14 protein-coding genes are annotated in these 12,016 nt (G+C 73.4%); 5 read left to right on the forward strand and 9 right to left on the reverse strand.

Annotated features, from left to right (window positions below; all coding sequences use genetic code 11):
* Positions 1–3 precede the first annotated feature (3 nt).
* Entirely contained in the window at positions 4–1,890 is a 1,887-nt protein-coding gene (locus WME98_RS53975; RefSeq protein WP_437949324.1) for a hypothetical protein, read from the reverse strand.
* 121 nt (positions 1,891–2,011) lie between these two features.
* Here WME98_RS53975 and WME98_RS53980 point away from each other — a divergent pair, with 121 nt between their 5' ends.
* The gene (locus WME98_RS53980) at positions 2,012–2,638 is read left to right on the forward strand and encodes an FKBP-type peptidyl-prolyl cis-trans isomerase (protein ID WP_437949325.1); all 627 of its coding nucleotides are present in this window, start codon (positions 2,012–2,014) and stop codon (positions 2,636–2,638) included.
* A gap of 62 nt (positions 2,639–2,700) precedes the next feature.
* On the opposite strand, the gene WME98_RS53985 is transcribed toward WME98_RS53980, so the two are convergent.
* From WME98_RS53985 to WME98_RS53995, 3 genes are all read right to left on the reverse strand, one after another.
* Positions 2,701–3,816 carry a pyridoxal-phosphate-dependent aminotransferase family protein gene (locus tag WME98_RS53985; RefSeq protein WP_437949326.1) on the reverse strand — a complete coding sequence of 372 codons (1,116 nt, stop codon included), beginning with the start codon at positions 3,814–3,816 and terminating at the stop codon, positions 2,701–2,703.
* 48 nt (positions 3,817–3,864) lie between these two features.
* Entirely contained in the window at positions 3,865–4,722 is an 858-nt protein-coding gene (locus tag WME98_RS53990) for a serine/threonine protein kinase (RefSeq protein WP_437331559.1), read from the reverse strand.
* A 141-nt stretch (positions 4,723–4,863) separates the two neighbouring features.
* Positions 4,864–5,280 carry a tellurite resistance TerB family protein gene (locus WME98_RS53995; RefSeq protein ID WP_437331560.1) on the reverse strand — a complete coding sequence of 139 codons (417 nt, stop codon included), beginning with the start codon at positions 5,278–5,280 and terminating at the stop codon, positions 4,864–4,866.
* Between the two features lie 137 nt (positions 5,281–5,417).
* Here WME98_RS53995 and WME98_RS54000 point away from each other — a divergent pair, with 137 nt between their 5' ends.
* Entirely contained in the window at positions 5,418–6,152 is a 735-nt protein-coding gene (locus WME98_RS54000; protein ID WP_437331561.1) for a tetratricopeptide repeat protein, read from the forward strand.
* A gap of 28 nt (positions 6,153–6,180) precedes the next feature.
* On the opposite strand, the gene WME98_RS54005 is transcribed toward WME98_RS54000, so the two are convergent.
* Both WME98_RS54005 and WME98_RS54010 read right to left on the reverse strand, forming a co-directional pair.
* On the reverse strand, positions 6,181–6,474 hold the full coding sequence (locus WME98_RS54005; RefSeq protein ID WP_437331562.1) for a hypothetical protein: 294 nt from the start codon (positions 6,472–6,474) through the stop codon (positions 6,181–6,183).
* 87 nt (positions 6,475–6,561) lie between these two features.
* A complete protein-coding gene (locus WME98_RS54010) occupies positions 6,562–6,918 on the reverse strand; it encodes a hypothetical protein (RefSeq protein ID WP_437331563.1) in 357 nt (118 codons plus the stop codon).
* 187 nt (positions 6,919–7,105) lie between these two features.
* On the opposite strand from WME98_RS54010, the gene WME98_RS54015 reads away from it, so the two are divergent.
* Positions 7,106–7,816, forward strand: a complete 711-nt coding sequence (locus WME98_RS54015; protein ID WP_044986240.1) for a nucleotidyltransferase family protein — start codon at positions 7,106–7,108, stop codon at positions 7,814–7,816.
* Here the strand turns inward: WME98_RS54015 and WME98_RS54020 are convergent.
* The 3 genes from WME98_RS54020 to WME98_RS54030 all read right to left on the reverse strand — a co-directional run bounded on the left by WME98_RS54020 (position 7,805) and on the right by WME98_RS54030 (position 10,480).
* Entirely contained in the window at positions 7,805–8,950 is a 1,146-nt protein-coding gene (locus tag WME98_RS54020) for a DegT/DnrJ/EryC1/StrS family aminotransferase (RefSeq protein ID WP_437949327.1), read from the reverse strand. The genes WME98_RS54015 and WME98_RS54020 overlap by 12 nt on opposite strands.
* Positions 8,951–9,010: 60 nt before the next feature.
* On the reverse strand, positions 9,011–10,009 hold the full coding sequence (locus WME98_RS54025; RefSeq protein ID WP_061621822.1) for an SDR family NAD(P)-dependent oxidoreductase: 999 nt from the start codon (positions 10,007–10,009) through the stop codon (positions 9,011–9,013).
* A 159-nt stretch (positions 10,010–10,168) separates the two neighbouring features.
* On the reverse strand, positions 10,169–10,480 hold the full coding sequence (locus WME98_RS54030) for a hypothetical protein (protein WP_061629256.1): 312 nt from the start codon (positions 10,478–10,480) through the stop codon (positions 10,169–10,171).
* Positions 10,481–10,712: 232 nt separating this feature from the next.
* On the opposite strand from WME98_RS54030, the gene WME98_RS54035 reads away from it, so the two are divergent.
* Together WME98_RS54035 and WME98_RS54040 are read left to right on the forward strand one after the other, a co-directional pair.
* On the forward strand, positions 10,713–11,573 hold the full coding sequence (locus WME98_RS54035) for an endonuclease/exonuclease/phosphatase family protein (RefSeq protein ID WP_437949328.1): 861 nt from the start codon (positions 10,713–10,715) through the stop codon (positions 11,571–11,573).
* A 206-nt stretch (positions 11,574–11,779) separates the two neighbouring features.
* The coding region (locus tag WME98_RS54040; protein WP_437954146.1) for a pyridoxal-phosphate dependent enzyme at positions 11,780–12,016 on the forward strand (237 nt) is incomplete at its 3' end.

The following is a 12,016-nucleotide window of genomic DNA, read 5'->3' on the forward strand; positions in this document are numbered from 1 at the left end:
GTCTCATCGCCCCTGCGGCACCACCTCGAGCTCCTCGGGCGCCGCGCTCCCCTCGAGGGGCAGCGTCACCTCCACCCCCTCGTGGACCGGCAGGGTCGCCGCGATGGGCCACGCGCGCGGCGCCCCGCCCTCGCCCGCCGCGACCTCGCGCAGCGTGACGCCGCGCAGCGGAGCCACGCCGCCGTTGAAGAGGCACGCGCGCAGCCGGCCCTCCTTCACCGCGACCGAGCACGGGATGACGTCGGCCGTCGCACGCCGGATCCGCTCGAGCTTCTCCTCCTCTCCGGACGCGGCGGGCAGGAGCGACACGAGCGCGTCGCGGGCGCGCGGGTCGCGGAGCCAGGCGAGCATCATCGCCGCGTGGATGCGCACCACCCGATAACGCGCGCGCGTCAGCTGAAAGAACGCGTCCGGCGACGCAACCCCGGTCTCGCCGTCGAGCATGCCCGTCACCCCGGGCTCGATCTTGACCTCCGTCCCGGGCGCCTCGACGTGCCACTTCACCGCGCGCCCCGGCGCGAGCGCGCCCTCCCAGAACAGCCCGCGCTCGGTGATCCCGGCGCGCTCGCCGCGGACGTTGCGCCGCGCGAACGTGAGCAGCACGCGGAAGTCGCGCACGGGAGCGCCGCTGTTGTTGACGACCGCGAGCTCGAAATCGTAGCGACCGCGCGCCGGCCGCCGCGCCCTCCCGCCGCCGGCGTCGCTGGCCGCCGCGCCGGCGTCGCCCTGGTCCGCGGCGGCCGCGCCCGGCTCCGCGGCAGCGGCCGGCTCCGCGGCAGCGCCCGGCTCCGCGCCGCTCTCGCCGGATTCCACGGCGGGCTCGTCGTCCTCCGCGCGGTCGCGCTTCAGGATCGGCGCGATCACCCCGGCGCCGTCGTCGGGCCCGGTCGAGCCGAGGACGCTGAGGATGGGCACGCCCTGCTGCCAGAGCGGCGAGTCGGCGCGCTCGCAGAGGCAGTGCGGGAACGACGGCTCGGCGCGCTCCCGGGCCTCGCCCGCGAGGAGCGCGGCGGCGGCGCCGCGGGCCGCCGGCCCGACGCCGCGCGCCGCCTGCCGCTCGGCCGGCGGCAGGTCCCGGGGCGCCGCGAACCGCTGCACGAACGCCATCGTCGCCACGATGCCGACCACGGCGAGCGCCGCGGGCACGAGCACGCGCGCCCGGAGCGGGAGGGCGTCGAGCCCGTCCTCGCCGCCGCGCTCGCGCCCCGGCCGCGCGGCGAGGGGCGTGGGTCGGGGCGCGAACACCGGCGGAGCCGGCTCGCCCGGGGTCGACGCCGCGAGCCGGTCCGACGCGAAGCCCATGCGGCGCGACAGCTCCTCCACGAGCGCGTCGCGCAGGCGGTCCGAGGGCGGCCCCCCCCAGGTCGCGAGCCGCGCGGCGAAGCGCAGCGCGAGCCACGTCGCGAGCGCCACGAGGAGCGCGAGCGACGCGGTGCCGAGCGGGCCGCTCGCGAGGTAGTCGGGCGACAGGGCGGCCGCGAGCACGCCGAGCGGCGCCGGCGCGACCCAGCTCGCGACGCCGGCGTGGACGCGCGCGCGGTAGGCGCTCTCCATAGCCTCCATCGCCGTCGGCGAGATCACCCCGGGCACGCCGGGGAGATCGCCCTCGAAGCGCGCGAGGACGAAGCAGTTGTGCGGCGAGCACGCGGACGGATCGAGCGCCACGCAGAGCGCCTTGCCGCGCCGGAAGAGGCCGCGGATCGCGGTGTACGGGACCCCGAAGCGGACCGGCGCCGCCACGGCGCCCAGGGCGAACCCCTCGGCGTAGCCGGCGACGCGGACCAGCTCGACCTCGAGCTCCGCCTCGGCGCAGGTGAAGCGCACGGCGCCGACGGCGTTGGCGCCTCCCTCGGCGATCGCCAGGGCAGCGACGGAGAACGCGCGAGCCAAGGTGGGCGCACCCTAACCGCGCGGGCCCGAGCGCTGCAACGGGAAACCCGGCCCGCCCGGCGCCCCGGACGCCGCGGGAGACCGTTGATCGGGCCGCGCGGGGTGCGTAAGACGTGGCGCCATGAAGGCTTTCCAAATCGTCCTCGCCCTCTCCTGCGCTGTCCTCCTCGGCCCGGTCGCGGGCTGCGAGGACAAGGTCCCCGAGCCGGAGCTGCCCCCGGGCAGCGCCGTGCCGAAGGTGCAGCCCTCCGAGCCGGAGCCGGCCGACCTCATCAAGGAAGACATCGTCGTGGGCACCGGCCAGGAGGCGAAGGACGGCGACAGGGTCCGCGTCCACTACACGGGGCGCCTGCTGAAGACCAAGGCCGAGTTCGACTCGTCCGTGGGCCGGGAGCCGTTCGAGTTCACGATCGGCAACACCGAGGTCATCAAGGGCTGGGACCTGGGCGTGGTCGGGATGAAGGTGGGCGGCAAGCGCAAGCTCACGATCCCCTCGCGCCTCGCGTACGGCGAGTCGGGTAGCCCGCCGAAGATCCCGGGCAAGTCGACGCTGGTCTTCGACATCGAGCTGCTCGGCGTCGGCGACGCCGCCAACGACGCGGCCGCCCCCGCCGACGACAAGGCCGGAAAGACGAAGCCCGCGGCCGACAAGGCGGCCAAGCCGGCGGCCGACAAGGCGGCCAAGCCGGACGCGGCCAAGGGCGACAAGCCCGCCGCCGCGCCAGCCGAGAAGACAGAGGCGAAGTGAGCCGCCGGCGCCGCGCGACGTGAGCCGCCGGCGCCGCGCGACGTGAGCCGCCGGCGCCGCGCTCAGAGGACGCGGGCGAGGGCCTTGAGAAAGATCTCGTAGACCTCGAGCGGGTACTCGCCCATGTGGAAGATCCTGAACAGCTGGTTCGAGAGCTTCCCCTGGGCCGCGTAGATCTCGAACACGTGGCCGTCGACCGGCTCGCTGGCGAGCCGGCCCGCCATTTCATCGTAGGTCCTCCGCGCCGGGAGGTGCAGCGCCGTCCCGATCGACTGGAGCGGCATGTTCTCCCAGCGCGCGATCGTCAGCCCGAGCCGCTCGTAGCCCGGCCGCAGGATCGCGCAGCGCGCCTGGTAGACGGCGTGCCGCCCGGCGACGCCGCCGGTGGCGGCGAGGTGATCGAGCGCCGCGATCACCTGGCACAGGCTCATCGGATCGATCGTGTAGGGGTGCGCGCCGCCCTGCTGGGCGCGCCACGTCTTGTGGAGCTCCAGGCTCGGGACGCGCGCGGGGATCCGCTCCATCTCGGCGAGCAGGTCCTTGCGGACGAGCGCCATGGTCAGGTTCGGGTGGCTGTGGAGGCCCTTGTTGCAGGAGCCCATCACCGCGGCGATGCCCGAGCCCTCGAGGGCCAGGGGCTCGACGAAGAGCGCGCTGATGCCGTCGACGAGCAGCTTTTTCCTGTATTTCCGGGCGAGCTCCCCGACCTCGGGCACGGGGTTCAGCGTGCACGTCGACGTGCCGCCGTAGACCATGGCCACCGCGTCGGCCTGGTCCGCCGCGAGGACGGCCTCGATCTTCGCCAGATCCGGGCGCTCGCCGTAGGGCAGGCACATGTCCACGACCGGCTGGCCGAGCGTCCCGGCGAACTCGAAGATCCGGTCGCCGTAGGCGCCGTTCCGGACGACGAGGAGCCGCTCGTCGCGCCGCAGGCAGGAGCCGAGCACGGCGGCCATCGACGTGGAGCCCGAGCCCGTGAGGAGGATCGCCTCGTAGCTGGGCGCGCCGAGGGCCTCGACGATGCCGCGCCGGGCGCGGTCGAGCAGGGGCCGGAGCCGGGGTCCGCGCGGGACGATCGGGCTCTCCCCGTAGGTGCGCGAGACCTGGTTCACCGCGTCCGGCAGGTGGAACACCGCGGGCGTGAGCGAGACGACGCGTGGCGTGGCGGAGGCGACCATGCGGCGAGGTGTAGCCCGGAACGCGCGGCGGGCGCAGCGGAGATCGCGCTACGCCCAGCGGACCTGCCGCAGGTCGTCCCAGACGTCGCGCGCGGAGTAGTAGCGGTAAGCGTCGCGGCGGCGCAGCAGCTTGGCGATCACCTGGCTCAGCGGCGTGCCGAGCGCCTCGGCCTTCTGCCGCGGGGCGCCCTCGGCGATCTGCCGCGTGATCTCCTCGTAGGGGGCGTTCACGTCGATGGCCGGCTGCCCGGTGTGCATCTGGTACATGAGCAGCCCGAGCTGGTAGAGGTCGCTCTGCGTCGTCGTGTAGCCCGCCGTGACGAGCTCGGGCACGAGGATCTTCGGGTTCGCGACCTGCGGGCGGAACCAGCGGGTGACGCCGTCGAGCTGGTGGGCCACGCCGAAGTCGGTGAGCTTGACGAGCGGCTTGTGGTCGAGCTGGGAGATGAGCACGTTGCCCGCGTGCAGGTCGGCGTGCACGACGCCATTGTCGTGCAGGTACTGCAACGTCATGAGGAGCTGGCGCGCGAGCTCCAGGAGCAGCGGCGGCTGGAACGGGGTGCCGAGCAGCGCCCGGAGGCTCGTGTCGCACCGCTCGAGCGCCAGGTAAAAGAGGTAGTTCACCTCGAACGCATCGTGGATGTAGACGATGTTCGGGTGCCGGAAGCTCTCCAGGCGGAGCATCTCGCGCGACCACTCCTCCTTGACGACCTGGTAGGGCTTGTTCGCCGGCCGCAGCATCTTCAGGGCGTACACCTGGTCGAACGGCCCGCTGCACTCGTAGACCGAGCCATACTGACCGTCGCCGATGAGCGCTCCGATCACGTAGGTGCCCCGGGTGGAGGTCAGCGCTGAGCCCGGCACCGGGAACGGGATCAGGAAACTGCCAGTGGAGGACCAGTTCACGGCGGACGCCATCGTAACCGAAAACGGTGGCCCCCGTTCACCCCGTGGCGCTCGCCTCGCCCCGGCAGCGGCCCCGCGGCGCTCGCCTCGCCCCGGCAGCGGCCCCCGGCGGAGCCGACCCAGGGGCGGGCGGCCGGGCGCTCAGGAGGCGGCGAGCCTCCGCACGACGTCCGCCGCCTCGGTCTGATCGAGCTCGAGCGCCGCGGCGACGTCGAGGAGGAGCTCGCGCTCGCTGTTCCTGACGATCCCGTCGGCGACCACGACCTGGGCGGCCAGGGAGAAGGCGACCTTCCGCGCCTGCGGGGTGGCGAGCCGCTCCTTGAGCGACGCGAGCCGGGCGGCCCGCCCCTCCTTCTGGAGCTGCTCCACCACGGTGCGGATGAGCTCGTCCATCGTGCTCTGGGGGATCCGGCGGTCCGTGAGCGACTCGACGCTCCGGGAGAAATGCACCTTCTCCTCCTGGCTGAACTCGCCGTCGGCGAACGCCGCAAGGAACATCAGCTCCACGAGCGCCTCGAGGTTGGGCTCGTCAAGCGTTCGCAGCGGAGGAGGGCTCATGAGCGGCATCGGCTCCGTCCTACACCGAGGTCCGGCCGGGGACCAGCCCGGAGCGCCCGCCCCCGTCGTCGCGTCCGGGACGAACGCGGCGGCGGGCAGCGTTGGGAGAGGGCGAGCGTTGTGTCATGAGTTCGAGCATGCACGTGCGCGAACTCGCCCAGACGCTCCTCGGCGCGCTCCTCGTCTGCGGCTGCGGCGGCGCGGCCGCGACCACGCCGCGCCACGCCGCGGGGCCCGCCGGGCCTGCCCCCGCGGCGCCGCCGCCCGCCGCCGCGCCGGCCGAAGCGCCCCCACCGCCGCTCCGGCTGCCCTGCGAGCGGGACGATCTCGTCGGCTGTACGAACGGCTGCGCCGACCACCAGGTCGAGGACTGCGTGACGCTCGGGTCGATGTACCTGGGCGGAGACATCGTCTCGATCGACGTGGAGCGGGCCGTGGGGCTGTTCAGGGAGGCGTGCACGGAGGGGAGCGCGCGCGGCTGCCTGCGGCTCGGCGACGCGTACCACGACCGGCTCGCGCGCGCGGACGGCGGCGATGGGGCGAGCGGCGCGGACGAGGCGGCGCTCTACTGGCACGCGCGCGCGTGCCACGCGGGCGCGAACCTCGGCTGCCTCGCGGCCGGCAGGGCCTACCTCCGCGGCCAGGGCGCCAGCGCCGATCCCGGGCGCGCGGCCACGCTGTTCCAGCGCGTCTGCGAGCGGGGCAACGCCCTCGCCTGCGTCGAGCTCGGGCACCTCCACGCGCAGGGCGAGGGCGTGGAGCGCGACGCCCAGAAGGCGGTCGAGCTGTTCACGAAGGCGTGCAAGCTGGGCCTCGACGAGGGGTGCTTGCTGGCGAGCAAGTCCGGCGACATCCTCCCGCCGCGCGAGTGACGCGCCCGCCCAGCGCGCCGGCTGGCCTTCAGTCGGTCCGGCGCCGCTGAGCGATGTCCAGCGCCGCGGTGATCATCGCGGTGAGCTGCGTGTCCGAGACGGTCTCGGACGGCAGCACCACGAGCTCGGCGCCGATGCGCCGCGACAGCTCCATGAACCCCTCGGGATCGAACGCCCGCACGTCCTGGGTCATCACGATGGCCAGCGGGTGCAGCCACGCCGCGCTCCCGCGCAGCGACACGAGATCGCACGCGAGCAGGTCGGCGCCCTCGACGAAGACCAGGCGGCGGCAGCGCTCCGCGAGCTGCTCGCTCGCGCTCACGATCAGCACGACCGAGGCCGATGCCGTCCGCTTGCTGCGCCCCGCTGGGCGCGTGGGTAGCTCTCGAGCGCTCATCGGCGGCCTAGGTCAACGAGCCAGGAGCGGGCGCCGGTAAGGGATGGGCCCGTCCCCCTGAGCCCGAGCCCGCGCGCGCTCCTCGTCGGCGAGGGCGAGATCCATGACGAAGGAGCCGAACGACAGCCGGAAATCCCGGTCGTTCGGCTTTGTCGCGTAGAAGGCGAGCAGCGAGAGCACGCTCCCGATCTGCGCCGCGGCCGGGTCGTCCTCGCACGCGGAGAAGCGATCGGCGAGCGTGCAGAGCTGCCGGAACAGCGGGCCGCCCGGGTGCGGGCCGGCGCTGCACATGGCGAAGGTGCCGCTGCCGCGATATCCGAGCTTCCGGCGCTTCCTTCCGGGGGTACGGGACGGGGGTATCATCGTCATGATTGCTGCCCAAGCCGCCTGTGAAGGTTGAACCGCGCCGCGCAGGGGCTGGCCTGCGGCGGGACGCTCTCCATCACTAAAGAGCAGCTGGAAGAGAGTCAATCGGAGAGGGAGCGGCGGGCCGGATGAGCGCGAAATTCTGCGGAATGGTCCCCCGTCCGAGCAGCGCGTGGGTATACGTCACCGCATGAAGGCAGTCGTGCTCGCCGGCGGCAAAGGCTCCCGGCTCCGCCCCTACACCGCCCTGATCCCGAAGCCGCTGATGCCGATCGGCGATCACACCATCGTCGAGATCCTCCTCCGGCAGCTCGCGCGCGCCGGGGTGACCGACGTGGTGATGTGCGTCGGCCACCAGGCCGCCCTCATCGAGGCGGTCGTCGGCGAGGGGAGCCGGTACGGGCTGCGCATCGCCTACCAGCGCGAGGAGACGCCGCTCGGGACCGTGGGCCCGCTCCGGGTCATCGAGCGGGACCTGCCGGAGCGCTTCCTCGTGATGAACGGCGACATCCTCAGCGATCTCGACTTCGCGGCGCTCCACCGCACGGGCGAGTCGGCCGGATCGCCGCTCACCGTCGCGGTCTGCGAGCGCGCCTCGAAGATCGACCTGGGCGTGCTCGACGTCGGCCCGGAGGGGCGCGTCGTCGGCTTCCGCGAGAAGCCCACGTACACGTTCTGGGTCAGCATGGGCATCTACGCGATGAGCCGGGACGTGCTCCGCTTCATCCCGGAGGGCCGGCCGTTCGGGTTCGACAACCTCATGCACGCGCTGCTCGACGCCGGCGAGCAGGTGGCCACCTTCCCCTTCCGGGGCCACTGGCTCGACATCGGCAGGAGCGACGACTTCGCCGAGGCGCAGGAGGAGTTCGAGAAGCACCGGCAGCGGTACCTACCGGATTGACGCGGCGAGCGCCTCGCACACGGCGTCGACGTCGGCGTCCTGCATGCGCGGGTGCAGCGGGAGCGTGAGCTCGCGGCCGGCGATCGCGTCCGTGCGCGCGAGCCCCTCCTTGCGCACCCGGTCCGAGGTGCCGTGGTGCGAGAAGCGGTGGATCGGCGTGTAGTGCACGCTCGTCTGGACGCCGCGCGCCTTCATGGCCTCCATCACGGCCTCGCGCGAGGCGCCCTCGGGCAGGAGCACCGGCATGAGGTGGTGCGCGCTCTCCCCGAGCCCGCGCGCGTAGAAGTCGCGGTACGGGAGCCCGACGCCCGGCACGCCGGCGAGGCGCTCGTGGTAGCGCGCCGCGAGCTCCCGCCGCCGCGCGTTGCCCGCCGCGAGCCGCCCGAGCTGCACGACGCCGATGGCGCTGCGGATCTCGTCGATGCGGTAGTTCATGCCCGCGGCCATGACGTCGTACGTGAAGGCGTGCCCCTTGTGCCGGTCGAGGGTCAGCGTCGTCATCCCGTGCGCGCGGAGGAGCCGCATGCGCGCGAGGAGCGCGTCGTCCTTCGCGATCACGGCGCCCCCCTCGCCGACCGCGAGGTTCTTGTTCGAGAAGAAGCTCAGGCAGCCGACGTCGCCCAGCGTCCCGAGCGCCCTGCCGCGGTAGCTCGCGAGCGGCGCGTGCGCCGCGTCCTCGACCACGGCGATCCCCCGCTCGGCCGCGATCGCGGAGATCGCGTCCATGTCGCAGGGGTAGCCGGCGTAGTGGACGACCGCGATCGCCCGGGTCCTCGGGGTGATCTTGCGGGCGATGTCGGCGGGGTCGACCCCGAGGTCGCCGTCGCCGACGATGTCGGCGAGCACGACGTTCGCGCCGCACAGGAGCGCGGCGTTGGCGGTCGCCACGAACGTGAGGCTCGGGCAGATCACCTCGTCGCCGGGGCCCACGGAGAGCGCCGTGTACGCGAGGTGCAGCGCGGCGGTGCAGTTCGTCACGGCGAGCACCCGCGGGGTGCCGAGCGCCTCGCCGAGCTTCTGCTCGAACTGCGCCGTCCGCTCCCCCATCGTCAGCCAGCCCGACGCGACGACCTGCCGCGCGGCCTCCGCTTCTTCAGGCCCGAACGAGAGATCGCTGAGAGGTATCTTCCACATGGCGTTCCATCCATCCCGCCGGCGCGCGCGGCGCCCGCCCGGCCGGCGCGGCGTCGTGCGTCAGATCGCGTACTCGCGGGGCCGGTAATCGGCGAGGTGGCGCTCGATATAGGCGTACGTGCGCGCGAGCCCCTCCTCGAGCGGCACGCGGGGCACGTAGCCGACGAGCTCCGCGGCGCGGCGGAAGTCGGCGAGCAGCACCATGACCTCGCTCGCGTCGGGGCGCACCCGGGCCTCGTCCGTCACGAGCTCCGCGCGCTTGCCGGTCACCTCGAAGATGAGCCGGACGAGATCGCCGATGGAGATGGCGCGCCCGCTCCCCACGTTGAGCGTCTGCCCCACGGCCCGCGCGCTCGATCCGACGAGGAGGAAGCCCGCGACGGTGTCGGTCACGAAGTTGAGGTCCCGCACGGGCGCGGTGCTCCCGATGCGGATCGCGGCGCTCCCGGCGGCGAGCTGCTGCATGACGCTCGGGATGATCGCGCGCGACGACTGCCGCGGGCCGTAGGTGTTGAACGGCCGGATGGTCGCGACCTCGAGGCCGAAGGAGAGGTGGTAGCTCTCGGCGAGCTTGTCGGCGCCGATCTTCGTGGCGGAGTACGGGGACTGGCCGGTCAGGGGGTGGGCCTCGTCGATGGGCGTGTAGCGCGCGGTGCCGTAGGTCTCGCTCGTCGAGGTGTGGACCACGCGCGCGCCGTGCTCGCGCGCCGCCTCGAGGACGTTCAGCGTGCCCTGCACGTTCGTCGCCACGTACTGCTGCGGGGCCACGTACGAGTACGGGATCCCGATCAGGGCCGCGAGGTGGAACACGACGTCGGCGCCGCGCACGAGCGACCGGACCGCGCCCGCGTCCTCGACGTTGCCGGGGACGACCTCCACCTGCGCGAGGGCGTCCTCGGGGAGCCGGTCGAGGTGCCCGCGCCGCGAGCCCGACGTGTACCGGACGAGCGCCCGCACGCGCGCGCCCTCCCGGACCAGCGCCTCGACGAGGTGGCTGCCGATGAACCCGCCGGCGCCGGTCACGACGACGCGCTTGCCGCGATAGAAGCCTTCGCTCACGGCGCGTCCGTGGCCCCTGCGGGTGCGCGCGTCAAGCGCGTACCGAGGCGGCGCGCCGGTTCGCGCCCGGCGGCGCGGCACGGCGGCCTGCGCGCCGCCGCCGGGCAGCGCCGCCGCAGCGCGCCGCGCGGGGCTCGCCGCCCGGCGGGGCGGCCGCGATCACTGGATCTGGATCTGGTCGGTGGGCGTGTTGCCCGCCCCCTCGGTCGTGCCGAGCTCGCGGTGCACGCAGAGCCCCTGCTTGCAGTAGGACTGCGGCGGGCTCTTGCAGTCGACCTTCGGCTCCTCGCACTTGCCCGTCTTGTAGCTGTCCGCGATGGGCTTGATCTTGTCGAAGGTCGCATTGCTGATGGGCTTCGCGCAGCCCGGCCACTCGCTCTGGCGGCAGTCGGTGTCGGTGTTGCAGTGCTGCGCCTTGTTCACCATCTCGAAGGCGTCGCCGCGGAGCTTGTCGCACTCCTTCGGGTCCATCTTGCTCTCGCAACCGGCGAGCAGCGCGAGCAGGAGCAGGCCCCCGGCCAGGCGGAGCGGGGTTCGAGATCGGGAGGAGGCCGTTCCAGGCCGCCCCCTTCGAGAAGCACACGCGATCATTCAGGGTTCTCCCGGTCAAGATCGCCCTTCCGCGCCGGAAGGGGAGCGGCTTGCGCCGGGCCCCTTCGTATCACGGCTGGATTCGGACGCGCAGCTGGCGTAGCCCGTCGGCATGGATCGTCCTCTAGAAGGCTCCGGGGCCGGCGGCGCGGCGCACGGCGGCTCCGGCGCGGCTGGCCGGAGCTCCCTGCGGGTGCTCACCCTGAACATCTGGAACCGCCACGACCCCTGGGAGGCGCGCCTCGCCCTCATCCGGAAGGGGCTTCGCGAGCTCGATGCCGACGTGGTCGGGCTCCAGGAGGTGATGTCGTACGAGGGCCGGTCGCTGGTCGACGACATCGCCGAGGGGCTCGGCTACGAGATCGCGTTCGGCGCGGCGCACGACCTCGGCGGCGGCGTGCTCTTCGGCAACGCGGTGCTGTCGCGCTGGCCGATCGGGCGGAGCCAGGCGTTCCCCCTGCCCACGGGCGAGACCGACGAGAAGCGCTCGATCCTGCTCGCCGAGCTCGCGTCGCCGCGCGGCGTGATCCCGTTCTTCGTCACCCACCTGAACTGGAAGTTCCACCACGGCGTCGTGCGCGAGGCGCAGGTCGCGGCCGTGGCCGAGATCGTCATGCGCGAGGCGCCCCTGGCGGGCCTGCCGCCCATCGTGGTCGGCGACTTCAACGCGCAGCCCGAGGCCGCGGAGATCCGGTTCATGAAGGGGCTGCAGAGCCTGAACCAGAAGAGCGTGTACTTCGCCGACACCTTCGGTCAGACGGGCAAGGGGCCCGGCTTCACCTTCGATCCCGTGCGGAACCCGTTCGCGGCCATCACCAACGAGTACCCGCGCCGCATCGACTACATCTTCGTCCGCGGGCCGGACGAGCAGGGGCGCGGCAAGCCGCTCGCGTCGCGGGTCGTCTTCGAGGAGCTCGAGGACGGCGTCGCCGCCTCGGATCACTACGGGGTGCTGTCGGAGATCTCGATCTAGCGCCGCGTGCGCCAGCGATCCCTGGCGGGATTTCTGGGTCACGGCGCGCGTCAGGGCCCGGGCATCCTCGAGGATGCCCTGTTCACGTGTACACTGGCGTCATGTCGTCCCCTCGAGCCCCGGGCGGCGGCCCGCCGAGCCCGCCCGACGCTCCCGGCGAGCGCTCGGCGCCCTCGCCCGCTGCCCCCGTGCGCGTCGGCCCGGTCGTGCCGGACGCGCTGTCTCTCATCGGCGGCACGCCGCTCGTCCGCCTCGCCCGGATCTCGCCCGAGGGGGGCGGCGTCATCTACGGCAAGCTCGAGTCGATGAACCCGGGCGGCAGCGTCAAGGACAGGGCCGCGCTCGGCATGGTGCTCTGCGCCGAGCGCGAGGGGGCCCTCGGGAAAGGGTCGACCATCGTCGAGGCGACGAGCGGCAACACCGGGATCAGCCTCGCGATGATC

Origin of the sequence: Sorangium sp. So ce296 (assembly GCF_051529605.1) — a bacterium.
Taxonomy (GTDB): domain Bacteria; phylum Myxococcota_A; class Polyangia; order Polyangiales; family Polyangiaceae; genus Sorangium; species Sorangium cellulosum_D.